Below are 16,771 nucleotides of genomic sequence, written 5' to 3' on the forward strand. Positions count from 1 at the left end.
GACATGGGCGAAACGTCCGGCGGCAGCGGTGCGGCACTGATCTGGTGCCCCTTCCCCGATGAGGACGCGGCGCTGGCGGCAATTCGCGTGCTGCTCGGCGAAGGGCTGATCGCCTGCGGCAACGTGCTGCCCGCCATGACATCGATGTTCGTCTGGAACGGCGGGATGGACACGGCCCGCGAAAGTGGCACCCTGCTGAAAACAAACGCGGATTTGCTGGAAAAAGCTGTACAGCGCCTCGCAGAACTGCATCCCTACGAGGAACCGGCCGTGCTCGGCTGGCACTGCGATACCGCCCCGCCAGGCACGCTCGCCTGGCTCGCCGCCACAGGCACGAAACTCTGACGGTATTATTTTACCTCCCTGCAATCCCGCAGTCTGCTTGACTTACAGCCCGGTTTCGACGATTTGGCCGCCTTCCCGCGCAGCGGAAGATTCGCGATTACCGGCGATTCCTTCTGGGCGCACGAAACATTGGGCCCATATACAAGGGATAGACCAGCCATGAAGGCGCTCACAAAGGTCACCCGGTCGATCAAGCCGGCCGAGGTGGAAAAAAAGTGGCATCTGATCGATGCCGAAGGTCTGGTAGTTGGCCGCCTCGCGGTCATCGTTGCCGACCTGCTGCGCGGCAAGCACAAGCCGAGCTTCACCCCGCACGTTGATTGCGGCGACCATGTCGTCATCATCAACGCCGAGAAGGTCAAGTTCACCGGCAACAAGCTGAAGCAGCACACCTACTACAAGCACACCGGCTATGCCGGCGGCATCAAGGAAGTGACCGCGGACAAGGTTCTCGCCGGCCGCTTCCCCGAACGCGTCCTGGAAAAGGCCGTTGAGCGCATGATCCCCCGTGGTCCGCTCGGCCGCGCCCAGATGCGCGCGCTGCATGTCTATGGCGGCACCGAGCACCCGCACGGCGGCACCCAGCCCCAGCCGCTCGACGTCGCTTCCATGAACCGCAAGAACAAGGTGGGTGCGTAATGTCCGACACCGATACCGTTTCGAGCCTGTCCGACCTCAAGGACATCGCCGGCACTGTCGCTGACGCCGCCGAAGGCGAAGGTGAAACCATCACTGCCGCTCCCGTCTCCAACGCCCCGCTGCGCGAGCAGGAGCTCGACGCTCAGGGCCGCGCCTATGCCACCGGCCGCCGCAAGGACGCCGTGGCCCGCGTGTGGATCAAGCCGGGCACCGGCAAGGTCACTGTCAACGGCCGCGACCAGGAAGTCTACTTCGCCCGCCCGACGCTGCGCCTCGTGATCAACCAGCCCTTCGTGGTTGGCGGCCGTGAAGAGCAGTACGACGTTGTCGCCACTGTCCGCGGCGGCGGTCTCTCGGGTCAGGCCGGTGCTGTGAAGCACGGCATCTCGCAGGCTCTCTCCAAGTACGAGCCGGCCCTGCGCGCCGCCGTCAAGGCCGCCGGCTTCCTTACCCGCGACAGCCGCGTGGTCGAGCGTAAGAAGTACGGCCGCGCCAAGGCACGCCGCAGCTTCCAGTTCTCGAAGCGTTAATCGCTTTCAGAGCTTACGGCTTACAAAAGGGGTCGCGGGAAACCGCGGCCCTTTTTCGTTGGGCAACGTGCGGGAGCGCGAAATGCGCATCGCACGCACCGGCTTCCCGGCGCGAACATCGCCAGCACCACAAGTCCCCGTCACCTTGACAAATATAACCATATAGGTTATCAACCGCTCTACAGGCGGGTGCACTGGAGTGATAGGCCTTCGCTCACATGTCACTTGCACAAAGCGGCTGGCGCCCCGCAGACAGGGCCGCCTGCACACCGCGGCGAGGTCTTTGCCCCGGGCCAGTCCCAGGGGTTGGCGGCAGGGGAGCGAGCCCGTCCCGCCGGCGCCTTGCCCGCCAGGGCCGGATTGGTGAGATTTCGCGCGTTTCCCTCACCGCCATTCGCATGGATGAAGCGCCAGCCACGCCCGTCGCGCCGGGCCCTTCACACGCCGGCCGCACCGCCTGCCGTGTCTTTCTCTTCCGGCGTTACCCTGCATTCGCCAGCGGGCGTCCAGCCGTATCTGGCTGACAAGCGCATTTGCGCTATCCCCGCACCGCATAAATCCGGCATTGTCGGGTTCCTGCCGGGTAAATGCCGGGTCCGTGACGGCGACTGTCGCGCAGCTGACGTGTCGCGGTGGCAACCCGCCCGGTATTCCGAACGGCGAACGATGGAGGTTTAACACAGTGATTGTTCAACAGATGCGCCTCAAACACGGATGGAGCCAGCAGGAGCTGGCAGACCTTTCGGGCCTCAATGTCCGCACGATCCAGCGCATCGAACGGGGCCAGCAGGCCAGCCTCGAATCGTTCAAGGCATTGGGCGCTGCGTTCGATGTCGATTTCTCCGAACTACAGGAACAAGCCGTGCGTGATATTGCCAAAACCCCCGAACAGATCGAAGTCGCCCTCGCCTTCAGCCATGTGCGCGATGTGAAGCGGTTCTTCTACAGCGTGACGATCTACCTCCTCGTGATCGGCGCGCTCGCCGTGTTCAACCTGACGTACAACCCGCGCCATCTCTTCGTCCTCTATCCCGCCGCGATCTGGGGCCTGGTCCTGGTCTGGAAGGCGCTGCGCGTTTTCGACATCATCCGCTGGTTCGGCCCGGAATGGGAGAAGCAGGCGGTGGAGCGGCGGCTTGGGCGCAGGCTCTAAGCCATCGCTGCAACAGGGGTCACGGGAAACCGCGCCCCCTTTTCGTTGAACGGCTTTCAGCGTGTCCCGGAGCAGCGCCGCTCAGAACGCGGCGGCGAGTTTCAGCGAAATTTCGTCACGATGGGCCAGCGGCGCGCCTCCGGACACCGCTTTGGTCCCGGCCGCCGCCTCGATACTCACCGCCGGTCCGCCTCTGGCAGACGGCATTTGCACCGCGAAACGCACACCTTTAGCCGCCGCGGGCTCGCCGTTCGACATCCGCGCCGCGTCTCCCGCAAGCGAGTGCCCACCCCAGCCCCCTTGTGCGAACCAGCCGCCTCTAAACTGCCAGCCTCCGGAGTATTCGATGGCCGCTTCCACCGCCATGTTGCTGCTCCGGGTCTTGCGTATGGACACCGGCGATTCGCGATCGAACCGGCTCGTTACGCCAGCCAGGGCATGGATTTTCAGAACGGCCCCCGCACCAAGATCATGCCATCCCCCAATCCGCAGTTCGCGCACATGCATTTTCATGCGGTCCGGACCGAGCGTTGCAGTTGCCATCCGCTTCGATCGCAGGGACAGGAACTGCACGCCCAGTCCGGCATCATCGTTGTCCGTCACCAACCCCTTGGATTTCGCGCGATCGACTGCGGTCCGGTCCGACATCGACCATTCGAGCGTCCCCGGCATAAGCAGCGCAACGTCATTGCGCAGGGCCTTCGTTTCCGCTGCATGAGCCCCAAACGGCACGCTCTGCAGGACAAGACCGCAAACAATCAGGTGCCGGCGCATCGTTTCACCCCTCACGATCAGACTGGCTCCACATCGGGGAGCTGGAAATCAGACGCCGCCGGAAGCCGCCTCCCTCACCTCTCCAGAGCACATGGGATCCAGCCGCCGCCCTTAGTGACGGCGTCCGCACCTGGCGGCCCGTCCGCCAAAAGCCCTTCACCCCATAACGCTTTGTGTTTTCGTCCCGAATCCAGCCCCAGGCACGCCCCGATACCATGCTTTGAACGGTATCTTTCACTACGACGGTACATCCGTTTAATTGGTACCTTGCATTATACACTACCATGCAATATACACTCCTCATCCGCAGGAGATGATTCGATGTCTGAAATCGAAATCCAGTTGAAGAAAGGAGTGCTGGGCCTTTGCGTTCTCGCGCTCCTGTCGCGCGGTGACAGCTACGCCTATGAGATCGCCAGCCGCATGGCCGACGCGGTCGATATGGGCGAAGGGACGATCTACCCTCTCATGCGCCGCATGCAGTCCGACGGGCTCGTGACGACGTACCTTGAGGAATCGCCCTCTGGCCCGCCGCGCAAATATTACCGCATTACCGAAACGGGCCGCACGCGGCTCGCCGCTCAGGTCGAGGAATGGCGCGGTTTCACCGCTGCCGTCGATGGCCTGATCGGCGGCGCCGCCTCCGCCCCGGCCGCGAACGCCGACGAGGAAGGGGAACCCAGCCATGACGCGTAACGAATTCATCCGGCGCCTGAAGGCGGGGCTTAAAGGCATGCCCCAGGCCGATATCGAAGAGATCACTGCCGACTACGAAGCCCATTTCGAAGCCGGTCTTGCCGAGGGGCGCAGCGAAGAGGAGGTCGCCGAGGCGCTCGGCAATCCGGCCCGGCTGGCGCGCGAACTGCGTTTTGAGGCGGGATTCCGCAATTGGGAATCCAGCCGTTCGCCGTCATCCGCCATTGGCGCGATTGCGGCCTTCATGGGGCTGGCAACGATCGACATTCTCATACTTCTGCCGATCCTACTGCCCATCATCGGTGTGATCTTCGGCCTGTTCGTCGCCGCTGTCGCCTGCTTCATCGCCGGTGGTTTCGTACTGATCGCAGGCCCCTTCACCGGCTTCCCCGGCGGCTGGCTGGTCGCCATTCTGGGCGGCCTGGGGCTGATGAGCGGTTCGGTCGCAGCCGGCGCCTTGCTGACGCTGATCAGCATCTGGATCGTCAATGCCCTGATGTGGTTCGGCCGCCTGCACTACCGCGTGATCGAACCCGCCATCCACCCTGAAAACTGACGCGGCGAAAGAAAGGAAACACAAGATGCTCAGGAAACTGCTCATCGTATTCGTCAGCGGCGCCATCCTGTCGATCGTCGCTTTCAGTGCAGCCTGGTTCACGGGTGGCAAGACCACCTGGGATGGCGAGCATGAATGGAACTGGTCCTTCGGCGATGATGAAGATCATGGCCCCCGCAAAAGCCGGGATTTCACGGTCGTATCAGGAAGCCGGATCGCCATGGAAATCCCGGTCGAAATGACCTTCACCCGGGGGGAAAAGGCACAGATGATCGTCTCTGGCCCTGCCAGTGTGGTAGACCGCCTGGTCTGGAAGGACGGCCACCTCTCGGTTCCCGGCAGTGTCAACATGCGCCATGGTCTGAAAGTGAAGATCACGGCCCCCGAAATCACCGGCCTCGACCTTGATGCCCCGGGCGACGTGACGCTGACCGGTCTGAAGCAGGATCAGTTCGCGCTCACGGCGGAAGGTGCCGTGAATCTCAAGGCCGATGGCGCGGTTCGCAAAATCTCCGTCAAAACCGAGGGCGCCAGCAATATCAGCCTCAGGAAACTGGCCGTCGAAGACGCCACGGTGCGCATGGACGGCGTCGGCAATCTCTCGATCGGGGCCACCGGCGTTGTCGATATAGAGATCAACGGTGCCGGACACGCCACGCTCGTCCGCAAACCGCGGACGTTGCACAGCCGGATCAACGGCCTCGGCTCGATCGATCACGACTACGGCGACGATGCGAAGAACGTAACGACCGTCGACCTGTAAGGGAGGAGAACCGCCGCAGGTTCAGTGTCCCCTGCCCCGGCGGTCCCGCAAAGAAGGCCGCGCTGCCCTCCGGCGGCGCGGCCTTTGTCTTGTCTGGAAGAGCCCTGCCCGGCCCCATCGGGTTAATTCACCGGCGGATCGGCACGCGGCACCGTGCCCACCGGCGAGACCGGCTCGTCCGGATCGCGCGGTGGCAGCGCGTTTTCGGGCACATCGCGGATCTGCATGTCCTGAGTCGCCACATGTTCCAGATTGCGCGCGGTCACATGCAGCCCGCCGCCGTCGATCACGATCTCGTTGAAGCTCGGCGGGGTGGACCGGATGCGCCGCGACAGCGTGCCCGCGCCGATCATCCGCAGCGGCCCTGCCGGAGTTTCAGCCGTCAGATCAAAGGGATCGTGGATATGGCCAGACAGCACGCCGATGACCTTGCGCCCGGCGAGCGCTTCCATCGTTCTGGTGCCGTTGATCGTCAGCAGCTTGCCGTCGCGCTCGCGCCGTTCGGTCAGCGGGTGGTGGGCGGCCACGAGGATCCGGGTGCCTTCGGGGTGCGCGTCGATCGCAGCGAGGCATTCGGCCAGCGCCTTGTCCGTCACCCAGCCGTTCGACCAGGGAAAGCGCTGGTATTGCGCCCGCGTCGTCGTGCGCAGCGGCACGATGGCAAGGCCCGGCAGATCGAGTTCGCTCTCGACCATCTGCTCGATGGCCCGGAACCGCTTGTATGGTGCGAAAAAGCGCTGGTAGAGGTTGAAATAGGGAATGTCGTGATTGCCGACTTCCACTGTCACCGGAACGCCGAGCGCCTTGATCCACGCACTGGCGGCGTCAAACTCGCTATAGCGCGCGCGCATCGTCAGATCGCCGGTGATGACGACGGCATCCGGCTTTTCGCGGGCAATGCATGCTTTCGCCCAGGCCAGCGCGCGCGTGTCTTCCAGGCCGAAGTGGATATCGCTGAGCTGAAACAGCTTGAGCGGGCCGTGATACATCGAAGCCACCTTACCGTGCATCGGGCCGGGGCCTCGTCGTCACCAGATCGACTTCGCACAGCGCCGGTTCGAACAGTTCCGCGGAGCCGCCATCGAAGGGCTCACCATCGATCAGCAGCCCCATCGGCGCACCGTCCGGGCAGACCAGCCGCACTTGCCCATGGCGCCCCAGTTCGTCATGCGGGCCATCGCGGAAGTTGCGGTTGAGCAAGGCAATCCCCTGCCCGGCGTAGTCGCCGAGCGATTCGGCATAGTAGCCGTTCGCTTCAAGGCCATCGTCGTGCGGTGTCACAGTGACGGCGGCATAGCCTTCCTCGCGCCCGCAGTCGACCTGTTCGCAAACCACTTTGGGTCCATTGGCCGAATGGCTGATCGCCTCGCGCGTGGTGGCGACAAGCTCCAGCACATCGGCCGCGCGCAGAGCCTCGCGCACTTCGTTCCAGATTGTGCCGGGTCCGGCCAGCACGCCGGTCAGGCCCATGCCGTGGCGCGTGCGGATGACGGTCGGGCGCACCCGCCGCAACGGCGTTCCGGCAAGGCGGGAAATGATCTCCGGTGCGTCCACATCGCCATGCATGCGCTTGGAGAGCATGTTCATGGTGCCGCCCGGCAAGACCAGAACCGCGCCGTGCCATCCCGCCAGCCGTTCAACCGCCGCATGGATGGAACCGTCGCCGGTGAACACGGCCAGCATGCCAACACCGGCCGCATCAAGATCGTCCGGGCCAGGCAGGGATTCTTCGGGAAACGAAATGGTGCGGCCCAGGATGAACCCGGCATCGTCCAGCGCGGACTTCACCGCTCCCGTGGCCGCCTGGCCGTTGCTTCCACTAGCCTCGTTGCACACCAGCCAGACCGTTTTAAGGCGCTTTTCGTCTTGAATGCCCATGCAAGAACAACCGGCCACGGCCTGCGGTGTTCCCGCAACGCTAGACTCTCCCACTGGCCATCAGCCAGGCGGCAAGGCCATTAAGCGTGGAATAGAGCAGGTAAACCCAGGTCCATCCCGCCGATCCGGCCGCCGCCATGATCATGGCGCCCAGCAGCATGACGAACTCGACAATAAGGCTCAATCGTCCGCCAAGCGGCTGAAACAGCCAGGGCACCTGGGCCAGCATCGGATGCCCGCTTTCCAGCATGGCTTTGTGTGCGGCGAAATTAAAAACGCCCAGACAAAATACGACGAGCAGTGGCAGCATTGCCCCCTTCTACTCCGCGGAACGCTCACTGGCCAGAAGTCCCCGCGAATCAGCCGGGCTGCGCACGAATCAGTCTTCCATGCCATCCTGTGCGCAACACTGCATCATGCCGTTCGTCGACTACAGATGTCGTTCGTCCTCGCGGCCTGCACTTTGTCGAGTACCGGAAGCCCGCAATCGACCTTCGCATGAAAGGCCCCGCCAAGCGGTGCACAACACACTCATCGAGCCGGAAACGCCCCCCAGCGCGGCTCCCCAGAGGAGGAATACGATGTTCAAGAACACCATGATCGCCGCCGCCGTTGCCGGCCTGGCGCTCACCGCCGCCACCGCTCCCGCATTCGCCGGTGAAACCAGCAAGGTCCGCGTCGAATACAGCGATCTCGACCTGACCACCGCCAAGGGTCAGCGCAAGCTCGAACGCCGTCTTGATGTCGCCGCCCGCAACGCTTGTGGAATGGACAGGACCGCCACCGGCACCCGTATCCCCAGCACCCAGTCACGGGTCTGCTACAAGCAGGCAACTGAGCGCGCCAAGGAGGTGATGGCTAGCGCTATCGACAACGCCACGTCGAGCACCCGCCTGGGCGGCTGACCCCCCAAAAACAGACAGCCCGCGCTCCGGCGCGGGCGCCCTTCTTCACCGGATCACCCTGGTCCCATAAAAATAAACCCGGAAAAAACCTGGCGGGCCCTAGCGGCCTGCCATTTTTTTTACGGCCGGAAGATAGGTGCGGCCGATCCGCAGGGTCTCTCCATCGGCGGTTTCCACCGACCAGACCCCCAGCCCTTCGTGCTTGAGCCCGGACACATAGTCACGGCGCACGATACAGCTGCGGTGGATGCGGATGAACTGCTGCGGGTCGAGCCGCTCCTCCAGCCCCGTAATCGTCTGCAACAGCAGAAAACTCTGTCCGTTCACATGCAGCCGCACATAGTCGCGCTCGGCATCGATACGCTGAACATCACCCGCAGGCACGCGCACCAGTTCCGAACGGTGCGGCACCCAGAATTCCGCCAGCCACTGGCCCGGCGCCTCGGTGCGCTCGCCCCGCCGCGAAACGACGCGGCGGACGGCCCGCTCCAGCCGGTCGGGCGCAACGGGCTTGAGCACATAATCGATGGCATCGAGATCGAAGGCCTCGACGGCGAATTCGTCATGCGCGGTCACGAAGATCACCGCAGGCGGATCGGCCTGCCCGGAAAGCTGCCGGGCGACGGTCAGCCCGTCGATTCCGGGCATTGTCAGATCGAGCAGGAGCAGATCGGGAGACAGCGCTCCGGCCAGCCGCAGCGCCGCTTCGCCATCGCTGGCGGTGCCGACAACGGTCACGCCATCGATTCGCGCACAGATCACCTGCATGCGCTCCACCGCGAGCGGTTCGTCATCCACGATCAGCGTACGCAAGGGGCTGGTTTCCTGTCCGGCTTCTGCCGGGATACCGGATGCTGGCATATCAGACACGGCCCCGCTCCAGCGGCATGCGCAGTACCGATTCGAAACCGCCTTCGGGACGCTTGCCGGTCGTCAGAGTCCCGGCCGCGCCAAAGCGCGCACGCAAGCGGTCGCGCACATTGTTCAGGCCGATGCCGCATCCTTCGGTCTTGTTATGATCCGTTCCCGGCCCATCGTCACCCACCGTGATCACCAGCTGCCCGCCTTCGCGTGCGGCCTTGATTGTCACCGTCACGGGCCGCTGGGTCGCCGCGACAGCGTATTTCACCGAATTTTCGACAAGCGGTTGCAGGATCATGCCCGGCACCATCGCATCAACCGCTTCGGGGTCAATATCGATTCGTGTCAGCAATCGATTGGGGAAGCGCACCGCCTCGATCGCGAAATAGAGTTTCTGCAATTCGATCTCGTCCACCAGCCGCAAATCGTTGGTTGGATCGCCCGAAAGCGTGCGGCGGTAGAACGTTGAAAGCGTCTGGATCATTTCCTCGGCATCTTCCTTGCGCCCGGTCATCACCAGCGCGGAAAGCGAATTGAGCGTGTTGAACAGGAAATGCGGATTGACCTGATAGCGCAAGCTGCGCAGCTCCGCCGCCTCCGCCGCGCGCCGGTATTCGCCTTCGCGCCGTTCGGCCGCGCGGGCCTCTTCCGCCTTGGCCAGAGCGAAATAGAGCGCGGCCCAGGCCAGCACGAGAAAGTAGCGGCCGAACGAATTCTCGGCGATGGCAGCCCAGCGGGCATAGCTGTGACCCAACATGGATCCGGTGTGGATCGTGATGGCGGATCCTTTGGACGGCTTTTCCGGGACATCCGGCACTTCTGCAGCGTCCGCCCCCCCGTCTTCATCCGCGCCCTCCGTGGGCTCGGGCGGAACGGGCGGCGCTGGCGGCACTTTCGGCAGATCGACCAGAATATTGCCCACTTCGTCCCGCGATATGCGGACGTTGCCAGCCTTGATCGTCTCGGCATCGCCCTCACCATAGGCTTGGGTCACTTCGATGTCGGAAAAGATGGTATCGTTGATGATGCTGAGCAGCAGCGAAAGCGGCAACGCGCCCACCAGCACCACGGCGAGGCGAACCGGGCCCGACTTGCGGTCCAGCAGTTGCAGCAGCGGCCAGACCGCCGCCATGACGAGCATGGAAAGAATGCAGATCGTCAGCCGCCGCGAGATGATCGGCCAGACGAAATCGAAGCCCATGAAGGCCCCGCGCAGCGTCGCCACCATGAAATAGCAGGCCCACAGCGCGGCCAGCGACAGGAGCACCAGACGCGCGGGAACGCGCGGCGTGTCGTCAACTTCGGTCATAAGGGCCCCGCTTAGCGCGAAAGCCGGACGGCGCGCCAGCCTTCCGGTCGGCGCGCATATGTCCTTCGTCGATCAGGCGCCGATCAGGACAAAGAGTTCGGCACCGGCCTGCGCTCCCACCCGGCCTCCCAAGGAAGTGTATCCTGAATGGGAGGCCGGGTGGGGGCGCGGGCCGGGGCCGCGCGCATGCCGCCATTCGGCGGCACGCAAAACGAACGCCCTCAGGCGAGCAGGTGTTCCCTGGCGATCTTGTCCTGCCAGACCAGCGGCGCGAGCTGGTGGACGTTCTTGCCTTCGGAATCGACCGCCACCGTCACCGGCATGTCCTGAACCGTGAATTCGTAGATCGCTTCCATGCCCAGATCCTCGAAGCCGACGACTTTGGCTTCCTTGATCGCGCGCGCGACAAGATAGGCAGCGCCGCCCACGGCCATCAGGTACGCGGACTTGTGCTTGGCGATGGACTCGGTAGCCGCCGGGCCGCGCTCGGCCTTGCCGACGCAGGCGAGCAGGCCCTGCTCCAGCATCATGTCCATGAACTTGTCCATGCGCGTCGCGGTGGTCGGACCCGCCGGGCCGACGATCTCGTCCCGCACCGGATCGACCGGGCCGACGTAGTAGATGATGCGGTTCTTGAACTCGACCGGCAGTTCCTCACCCTTGGCCAGCATGTCCTGAATGCGCTTGTGCGCGGCATCACGGCCGGTGAGCATCTTGCCGTTGAGCAGCAGCCGGTCGCCCTGCTTCCAGCTCTGCACGTCGGCGGCGGTCAGCGTGTCGAGATCGACGCGGATCGCTTCCTTGCTCGGTTTCCATTCCACCTGGGGCCAGGCGTTGAGGTCGGGCTTTTCGAGATACTTGGGGCCCGAACCGTCGAGCGTGAAATGCGCATGGCGGGTCGCCGCGCAGTTCGGGATCATCGCGATCGGCTTGTTCGCCGCGTGGCACGGCCAGTCGAGGATCTTGACGTCGAGGATGGTCGAAAGCCCGCCCAGCCCCTGCGCGCCGATACCCATGGCATTGACCTTGTCGAAAATCTCGATGCGCAGCGCCTCGATATCGTTCTGCGGGCCGCGGGCCTTGAGCTGCCCCATGTCGATCGGGTCCATCAGGCTCTGCTTGGCAAGCTTAACGCAGTGCTCAGCGGTGCCGCCGATGCCGATGCCCAGCATGCCCGGCGGGCACCAGCCGGCGCCCATCTGCGGCAGCATTTCGAGCACCCAGTCGACGATCGAATCGCTGGGATTCATCATCTTGAACTTGGACTTGGCTTCCGAGCCGCCGCCCTTGGCCGCGACATCGACCGAAACCTTGCTGCCCGGCACCATGCTCACCGAGAGCACCGAAGGCGTGTTGTCCTTGGTGTTGCGGCGGGTGAAAGCGGGATCGGCCAGCACCGAGGCGCGCAGCTTGTTCTCCTTGTTGCCGTAAGCCCGGCGCACGCCTTCATCGACCACTTCCTGCAAGGAGCGGTCCGATTCCAGACGGCAGTTCTGCCCCCATTCGATGAAGACGTTGACGATGCCGGTGTCCTGACAGATCGGGCGGTGCCCTTCGGCGCACATGCGGCTGTTGGTGAGGATCTGCGCGATCGCGTCTTTCGCCGCCGGCCCCTGCTCGGCCTCGTAGGCCTCGCCCAGGGCGCGGATGTAATCCATCGGATGGTAGTAGCTGATATATTGCAGAGCGTCGGCGACACTTTCGATCAGGTCGTCTTCGCGGATGGTCACCATTTCGGCCATGGACAATGCGCTCCCGGTTAGGCGGATCACGTAAATTTTGCGCCGTCCCCATAGGCCGGGCGCGGTCTATCGTCAAAGAGCATGCAGGGATCGACGAGGGTATCGTCAAAGCGCTTGGCCTCGCAGGCACCTTCGCCTAGAAGGCCCGCATATCTGCCGTCGTTGCGGAATTTCGATGCGCCCTGCGCGTGTTAGCCGCATCTGCATGAGGGAACTGCACCAGATGACCTTGACCGAGGACCGGTCCGCCGCCACCGGCACGTCCGCCGCCCGCCACGCCATGATCGTCAGCCAGCTGCGCACCAGCGGCGTCAACGAACCCTGGGTGCTCGAAGCCATGGCTGCCGTGCCGCGCGAAGACTATATCCCCGCCGCGCTGCACGATGCCGCCTATATCGACCGGTCCATCCCGCTCGCGAACGGCCGCTTCCTCGCCGCCCCGCTCGTCCATGGCAAGATGCTGGCCGAAGCCGCTCCCGCCAAGACCGACAAGGTTCTGCTCGTGGGTGACGGCGAAGGCTATCTCGCTACGCTGCTGCGTCCGCTGGCCGGTTCTCTTGATGCCGTCGATCCCTCGGCCGCCGCGGGCATGACCGGCGAAGGCGGCTACTCGCTGATCATCGTCGATGGCGCGATCGAGGAACTGCCCGAAGCACTCGGCGCGCAGCTGGCCGAAGGCGGCCGCATCGTCACCGGCCTGGTGGTACGCGGCATCAGCCGCCTCGCCACCGGCTGCAAGACGGCGGGCGCGGTGTCGCTGCTGCCGCTGGCCGAACTGGGCATTCCCGCCCTTCCCGAATTCGCGGCCCCGAAACGCTGGAGCTTCTGATCGTGACCCGGTTCGCAGGTCGGGCCGGGTTGCTGGCCAGTGCTGCCTTGCTCGCCGCCACGGCCGCAGTGCCCGCTCGCGCAGATACGCTGCGTGAGGCCCTTATCGCCGCCTATCAGACGAATCCCTCGCTCCAGGCTGCCCGCGCCCAGCAGCGCGGCGTGGACGAGAACGTGCCGATCGCCCGGGCGGCGGGCCTGCCGAGCGTCAACAGCGACGCGTCCTACACCGAGTTCGTGAAGCGCAGCCCCAACTCCTTCACCAGCCCCCACCGCGCGATTTCAGCCGGGGTGGATCTCGGCGTGCCGATCTATTCGGGCGGTTCGGTCAAGAACCGGGTCAAGGCGGCGAAATTCCGGGTCGAGGCCGGCCAGGCCAGCCTGCGCGGCACCGAAAGCCAGATCTTCGCCTCGGTCACCGCCGCCTATATGGACGTGATCCAGAACGAGGCGATCGTTGGCCTGAACCGCAAGAACGTGGACGTTCTCAAGGTCAACCTCCAAGCCACCAGCGACCGTTTCGAAATCGGCGACGTTACCCGCACCGACGTGGCGCAGTCGCAGTCCCGCCTTGCCGTCGCGCAGAGCGATGCCCGCGCCGCCGAAGCCAATCTGGCCGCAGCGCGCGAAACCTATATCCAGCTTATCGGCAAGGCCCCGCAATCGCTGCAGGCCCCGCCGCCGCTGCCCAATCTTCCGGCAACGCCGGAAGAAGCTGTCCAGATCGCGCTGGACAACAATCCAGACCTTCTGGCCGCGCGCGAGCAAACCAAGGCGGCCGAAAAAGACATCGACGTGGCCGGTGCAAACCGCCTGCCGCGCATCTCGCTCTACAGTTCGGGCAGTTACAACAACTACCTCGATACGCTGGGCGGCCCCAGCTCGGCACAGTTCGCGCAGATCGAGAAAACCGCGCAGGCCGGAGCCAGGATCACGCTGCCCATCTTTCAGGGCGGATTGCCCGCGGCGCAGCGCCGTCAGGCGCAGGCCTCGGCCTCGGCCGCCCTGGAAAACGAGATCGCGTCCGAACGCAGCGTGATCGCGCAAGTCCGCTCCGCCTACAGCTCGTGGATCGCAGCGAACGACGTGATCCGCTCATCGAAAGTGGCGGTCGATGCCGCAGCGCTCAGCCTCGAAGGCGTGCGCGCGGAAAACTCGGTAGGCAACCGCACCATCCTCGACATCCTCAATGCCGAGCAGGAATCGCTGAACGCCCAGGTCCGGCTGGTGACGGCGCGGCGCAATGCCTACGTCGCGGGCTTCAACCTGCTGGCCGCCATGGGCAAGGCCGAAGCGCGCGACCTCAACCTCGACAGCGACATCCTCTACGATCCCGCCGTCAACTACAAACGGGTGCGCGGCAAGATCTTCGACTGGGACGACGATCGCGCGCCCGAGGCGAAATCGACCCGCACCGTTGACACGCCGGTGCAGGATGGAGAAATTCCGGAGCAGCAGGCAACGCCTTGATTCGGAGGCTGGGTTTCTGCGCCCGGTTGCGGGCCACGTAAGGGGTAGTGGGAATGCGTCAGAACAGTGAGCCTTCGGTCGAGGAGATTCTCCAGTCGATCAAGCAGGTCATTGCCCGCGACAACCGCACCGGCGCACGCATCGAACGCCAGCGCCGCGCCACTGCGGGCGTGGCCGAAGAAGATGCCCCGGAAGACACCGGTGACGACGTGCTCGAACTGAACGAGACGGCACAAGTCGAAGACGGCACCCTTGAAGACAGCGCCGAGCCCGGGCTGATCGGTGATCAGGTGCGCGATTCCATGCGCGAATCGCTGGCTGCACTGGCCATGCTGTCCGAACCCGGCGTGCCCCCGCAGATCGTCCGTTCGGGCGAAACCTCGCTCGAAGCGCTCACCCGCGAACTGCTGCGCCCGGCCCTTGCCGAATGGCTGGACAAGAACCTGCCGCCGATGGTGGAGCGGCTGGTGGCTGACGAAATCGCGCGGATCGTCGGCAAGAAGGGCTGACGAATCCAATTTCCGGGCTGGACCTGCCGGTCCGCCCACCCTACCTCGCCTGTCATGGCCAAACCCGATCCCGCGCTGCTCGATATCGCGCGCTATCCGTTTACCTGCACGATCGATCCGCGATTCGGCGATCTCGACGTCAACATGCACGTCAACAATGTCGCCATGGCGGGCATGCTCGAAGACGCCCGCGTGCGTTTCGGCCGCCGCACCGGCTACAGCAAGATGGTGCCGGGCACGGCCACGATGGTGGCCAGCATCGCAATCGAATATCTGGGCGAAGGCAATTATCCTGATCCGATCGAGATCGGCTCCGCGCTCGAACGCGTCGGGCGGACCAGCCAGCAGATCGTTCAGACAGTGACTCAGGGCGGCAAGCTTCTGGCGTTTGCCCGCACCATCATCGTCACCGTCGGCCCGGACGGCCCAAGCCCCCTGCCCGAAGCCTTCACCGCGGCGGCCGAACCCTGGATGCTGCGGCCATGACCGGGTCCGGCCGCGAAATCGAACAGGCCCGTGCGGCGCTTTCCAAAGCCGGAGGCAACGGGATTGCGCGCCACATCTTCATCTGCGCCGAACCGCAGAAAGGCGAATGCTGTTCGCCGGAGAAAGGACAGGCCGCCTGGAAGTACCTGAAAAAGCGCCTCAAGCAGCTTGGGCTGGATGGGCCCAAGACAGAGCACGGCGGCGGCGTCGCGCGCACCAAGGCCGATTGCCTGCGCATCTGCTTTGCCGGTCCGGTCGCCGTCGTCTGGCCGGATGGCGTCTGGTATCATTCCTGCACCGAAGAGGTGCTGGAACGGATCATTCAGGAACATCTGATCGGCGGAAAACCTGTCGAGGAATACCGGCTGCGGCCCAAAGAGGACTGACGCCCGGCCTCAGGGCCCTAACCCAGCGAATCCTCGTCTTCGAGCGGATCGACAATGCACTCGTCATGCCCGGTGCCGCTTGACAGGAAGACCAGCCCCATCAGCGCCGAAGCGAGCAGCATCGTGAAACCGATGCCCAGCGCGGCCGCAATGTAGAAGTGGATCGAGATCATCCCGTTGGACCGGTAGAGCACGATCACCGCCACGGCCACCAGCCCCACCGTCGCCAGCATCATCCAGCGCATGATGCGCAGATAGCGCGCCCAGGCGTGCGCGGCCTTCTCGGGATCTTCAAGGGGAGAGGGGGGGATCATCGCCTGCCCATGTGAGGGCTTTGCCGCTGCCCCGCAAGAGCCCGCATCGCCTGCCCTGCCCGAAGTAGCGGATATCCGCCCCCTGTGGTACTCTTTGCCAGCCTGCTCCTGACGGAACGGGTTCAAACAAAACAGGGAGAGTCCGACAATGACCATTGGGCGCCTTATCGAGGGCCGCGAAGCCGTTCTTACCTGCGATGTCTCCACCCCCGTGCGCGAGGCTGCGGCGATGCTCGCCGAACGCCGCATCGGCGCCCTGCCGGTGATGGAAAACGGCGCGATCGCCGGAATCTTTTCCGAACGCGACGTCATCTACCGCCTGCGCGAGTTCGGGCCGGACATGCTGGAAAAGCTGGTGGGCGAAGTCATGACCGCTCCGGCCGTCACGGTCGATCCGGAAACGTCGGTGATGGCGGCGCTTTCGCTGATGACGCGGCGGCGGATCCGCCACCTGCCCGTCGTGGAAAGCGGCCGGATGATCGCTTTCGTGTCGATCGGCGATCTTGTGAAATACCGGATCGACAAGATCGAGACCGAAGCGGCCGCCATGCGCGACTATATCCAGACGGTGTAAACCGGCAGGCAATAGCGCACCGCAGACCTGCTCCCGCCTTGCCGCGCGGGGCA

22 protein-coding genes are annotated in these 16,771 nt (G+C 64.3%); 14 read left to right on the plus strand and 8 right to left on the minus strand.

Annotation, left to right across the window (positions count from 1 at the left end; translation table 11 throughout):
* The first annotated feature begins 3 nt into the window (after positions 1 to 3).
* From cutA to MTR66_RS11785, 4 genes are all read left to right on the plus strand, one after another.
* Positions 4 to 345: a divalent-cation tolerance protein CutA gene (gene cutA, locus MTR66_RS11770; RefSeq protein ID WP_243921207.1), complete on the plus strand. Its 342-nt coding sequence runs from the start codon at positions 4 to 6 to the stop codon at positions 343 to 345.
* A gap of 159 nt (positions 346 to 504) precedes the next feature.
* Positions 505 to 984, plus strand: coding sequence for a 50S ribosomal protein L13 (rplM, locus tag MTR66_RS11775; protein WP_243921209.1), 480 nt, complete (start codon positions 505 to 507; stop codon positions 982 to 984).
* Positions 984 to 1,514 (plus strand): 30S ribosomal protein S9, encoded by a 531-nt coding sequence (gene rpsI, locus MTR66_RS11780; protein ID WP_243921211.1) that lies wholly within the window; start codon positions 984 to 986, stop codon positions 1,512 to 1,514. Before rplM ends, rpsI begins: the two co-directional genes overlap by 1 nt.
* A gap of 682 nt (positions 1,515 to 2,196) precedes the next feature.
* Positions 2,197 to 2,667, plus strand: a complete 471-nt coding sequence (locus MTR66_RS11785; RefSeq protein WP_243921213.1) for a 2TM domain-containing protein — start codon at positions 2,197 to 2,199, stop codon at positions 2,665 to 2,667.
* Between the two features lie 81 nt (positions 2,668 to 2,748).
* On the opposite strand, the gene MTR66_RS11790 is transcribed toward MTR66_RS11785, so the two are convergent.
* Positions 2,749 to 3,441: a hypothetical protein gene (locus MTR66_RS11790; RefSeq protein ID WP_243921215.1), complete on the minus strand. Its 693-nt coding sequence runs from the start codon at positions 3,439 to 3,441 to the stop codon at positions 2,749 to 2,751.
* Positions 3,442 to 3,762: 321 nt separating this feature from the next.
* Between MTR66_RS11790 and MTR66_RS11795 the strand changes: the two genes are divergently transcribed.
* The 3 genes from MTR66_RS11795 to MTR66_RS11805 are packed head-to-tail and all read left to right on the plus strand — an operon-like array spanning position 3,763 to position 5,456.
* Positions 3,763 to 4,137, plus strand: a complete 375-nt coding sequence (locus MTR66_RS11795; RefSeq protein ID WP_243921217.1) for a PadR family transcriptional regulator — start codon at positions 3,763 to 3,765, stop codon at positions 4,135 to 4,137.
* Complete coding sequence (locus tag MTR66_RS11800) at positions 4,127 to 4,693, plus strand: DUF1700 domain-containing protein (RefSeq protein ID WP_243921219.1); 567 nt, start codon at positions 4,127 to 4,129, stop codon at positions 4,691 to 4,693. Before MTR66_RS11795 ends, MTR66_RS11800 begins: the two co-directional genes overlap by 11 nt.
* 25 nt (positions 4,694 to 4,718) lie before the next feature.
* Positions 4,719 to 5,456, plus strand: coding sequence for a GIN domain-containing protein (locus tag MTR66_RS11805; protein WP_243921221.1), 738 nt, complete (start codon positions 4,719 to 4,721; stop codon positions 5,454 to 5,456).
* Between the two features lie 122 nt (positions 5,457 to 5,578).
* Here the strand turns inward: MTR66_RS11805 and MTR66_RS11810 are convergent, their stop codons facing one another.
* From MTR66_RS11810 to MTR66_RS11820, 3 genes are read right to left on the minus strand one after another with little or no spacing between them, the layout of a single operon-like run.
* Positions 5,579 to 6,466 (minus strand): metallophosphoesterase family protein, encoded by an 888-nt coding sequence (locus MTR66_RS11810; RefSeq protein WP_243921223.1) that lies wholly within the window; start codon positions 6,464 to 6,466, stop codon positions 5,579 to 5,581.
* Entirely contained in the window at positions 6,456 to 7,334 is an 879-nt protein-coding gene (locus tag MTR66_RS11815) for an acylglycerol kinase family protein (protein ID WP_243921224.1), read from the minus strand. Before MTR66_RS11815 ends, MTR66_RS11810 begins: the two co-directional genes overlap by 11 nt.
* 40 nt (positions 7,335 to 7,374) lie before the next feature.
* Positions 7,375 to 7,644: a hypothetical protein gene (locus MTR66_RS11820; protein ID WP_243921226.1), complete on the minus strand. Its 270-nt coding sequence runs from the start codon at positions 7,642 to 7,644 to the stop codon at positions 7,375 to 7,377.
* A 271-nt stretch (positions 7,645 to 7,915) separates the two neighbouring features.
* Between MTR66_RS11820 and MTR66_RS11825 the strand changes: the two genes are divergently transcribed.
* The gene (locus MTR66_RS11825) at positions 7,916 to 8,239 is read left to right on the plus strand and encodes a UrcA family protein (protein WP_243921228.1); all 324 of its coding nucleotides are present in this window, start codon (positions 7,916 to 7,918) and stop codon (positions 8,237 to 8,239) included.
* A 99-nt stretch (positions 8,240 to 8,338) separates the two neighbouring features.
* Here the strand turns inward: MTR66_RS11825 and MTR66_RS11830 are convergent, their stop codons facing one another.
* From MTR66_RS11830 to MTR66_RS11840, 3 genes are all read right to left on the minus strand, one after another.
* Complete coding sequence (locus MTR66_RS11830) at positions 8,339 to 9,100, minus strand: LytR/AlgR family response regulator transcription factor (protein ID WP_243921404.1); 762 nt, start codon at positions 9,098 to 9,100, stop codon at positions 8,339 to 8,341.
* 1 nt (position 9,101) lies between these two features.
* Entirely contained in the window at positions 9,102 to 10,409 is a 1,308-nt protein-coding gene (locus MTR66_RS11835) for a sensor histidine kinase (RefSeq protein WP_243921230.1), read from the minus strand.
* Between the two features lie 221 nt (positions 10,410 to 10,630).
* Positions 10,631 to 12,151, minus strand: coding sequence for a fumarate hydratase (locus tag MTR66_RS11840; protein ID WP_243921232.1), 1,521 nt, complete (start codon positions 12,149 to 12,151; stop codon positions 10,631 to 10,633).
* A gap of 223 nt (positions 12,152 to 12,374) precedes the next feature.
* On the opposite strand from MTR66_RS11840, the gene MTR66_RS11845 reads away from it, so the two are divergent.
* Genes MTR66_RS11845 through MTR66_RS11865 form a run of 5 tightly spaced genes read left to right on the plus strand, consistent with a single transcriptional unit; the run spans position 12,375 to position 15,830 of the window.
* Positions 12,375 to 12,980, plus strand: a complete 606-nt coding sequence (locus MTR66_RS11845; RefSeq protein ID WP_243921406.1) for a protein-L-isoaspartate O-methyltransferase family protein — start codon at positions 12,375 to 12,377, stop codon at positions 12,978 to 12,980.
* Between the two features lie 2 nt (positions 12,981 to 12,982).
* Positions 12,983 to 14,449 carry a TolC family outer membrane protein gene (locus MTR66_RS11850; RefSeq protein ID WP_243921234.1) on the plus strand — a complete coding sequence of 489 codons (1,467 nt, stop codon included), beginning with the start codon at positions 12,983 to 12,985 and terminating at the stop codon, positions 14,447 to 14,449.
* A gap of 53 nt (positions 14,450 to 14,502) precedes the next feature.
* A complete protein-coding gene (locus MTR66_RS11855) occupies positions 14,503 to 14,958 on the plus strand; it encodes a DUF2497 domain-containing protein (RefSeq protein ID WP_243921236.1) in 456 nt (151 codons plus the stop codon).
* Between the two features lie 54 nt (positions 14,959 to 15,012).
* Positions 15,013 to 15,444, plus strand: coding sequence for an acyl-CoA thioesterase (locus tag MTR66_RS11860; protein WP_243921239.1), 432 nt, complete (start codon positions 15,013 to 15,015; stop codon positions 15,442 to 15,444).
* Positions 15,441 to 15,830, plus strand: coding sequence for a (2Fe-2S) ferredoxin domain-containing protein (locus tag MTR66_RS11865; RefSeq protein WP_243921241.1), 390 nt, complete (start codon positions 15,441 to 15,443; stop codon positions 15,828 to 15,830). The genes MTR66_RS11860 and MTR66_RS11865 overlap by 4 nt, the downstream gene beginning before the upstream one ends.
* Before the next feature lie 17 nt (positions 15,831 to 15,847).
* Here MTR66_RS11865 and MTR66_RS11870 read toward each other — a convergent pair whose 3' ends face one another.
* A complete protein-coding gene (locus MTR66_RS11870) occupies positions 15,848 to 16,144 on the minus strand; it encodes a hypothetical protein (protein WP_243921243.1) in 297 nt (98 codons plus the stop codon).
* A gap of 148 nt (positions 16,145 to 16,292) precedes the next feature.
* Here MTR66_RS11870 and MTR66_RS11875 point away from each other — a divergent pair, with 148 nt between their 5' ends.
* Positions 16,293 to 16,718, plus strand: a complete 426-nt coding sequence (locus MTR66_RS11875) for a CBS domain-containing protein (RefSeq protein ID WP_243921244.1) — start codon at positions 16,293 to 16,295, stop codon at positions 16,716 to 16,718.
* Positions 16,719 to 16,771: the final 53 nt, after the last annotated feature.

This window comes from Novosphingobium beihaiense (assembly GCF_022832375.1).
GTDB classification, from domain to species: Bacteria; Pseudomonadota; Alphaproteobacteria; order Sphingomonadales; family Sphingomonadaceae; genus Novosphingobium; species Novosphingobium beihaiensis.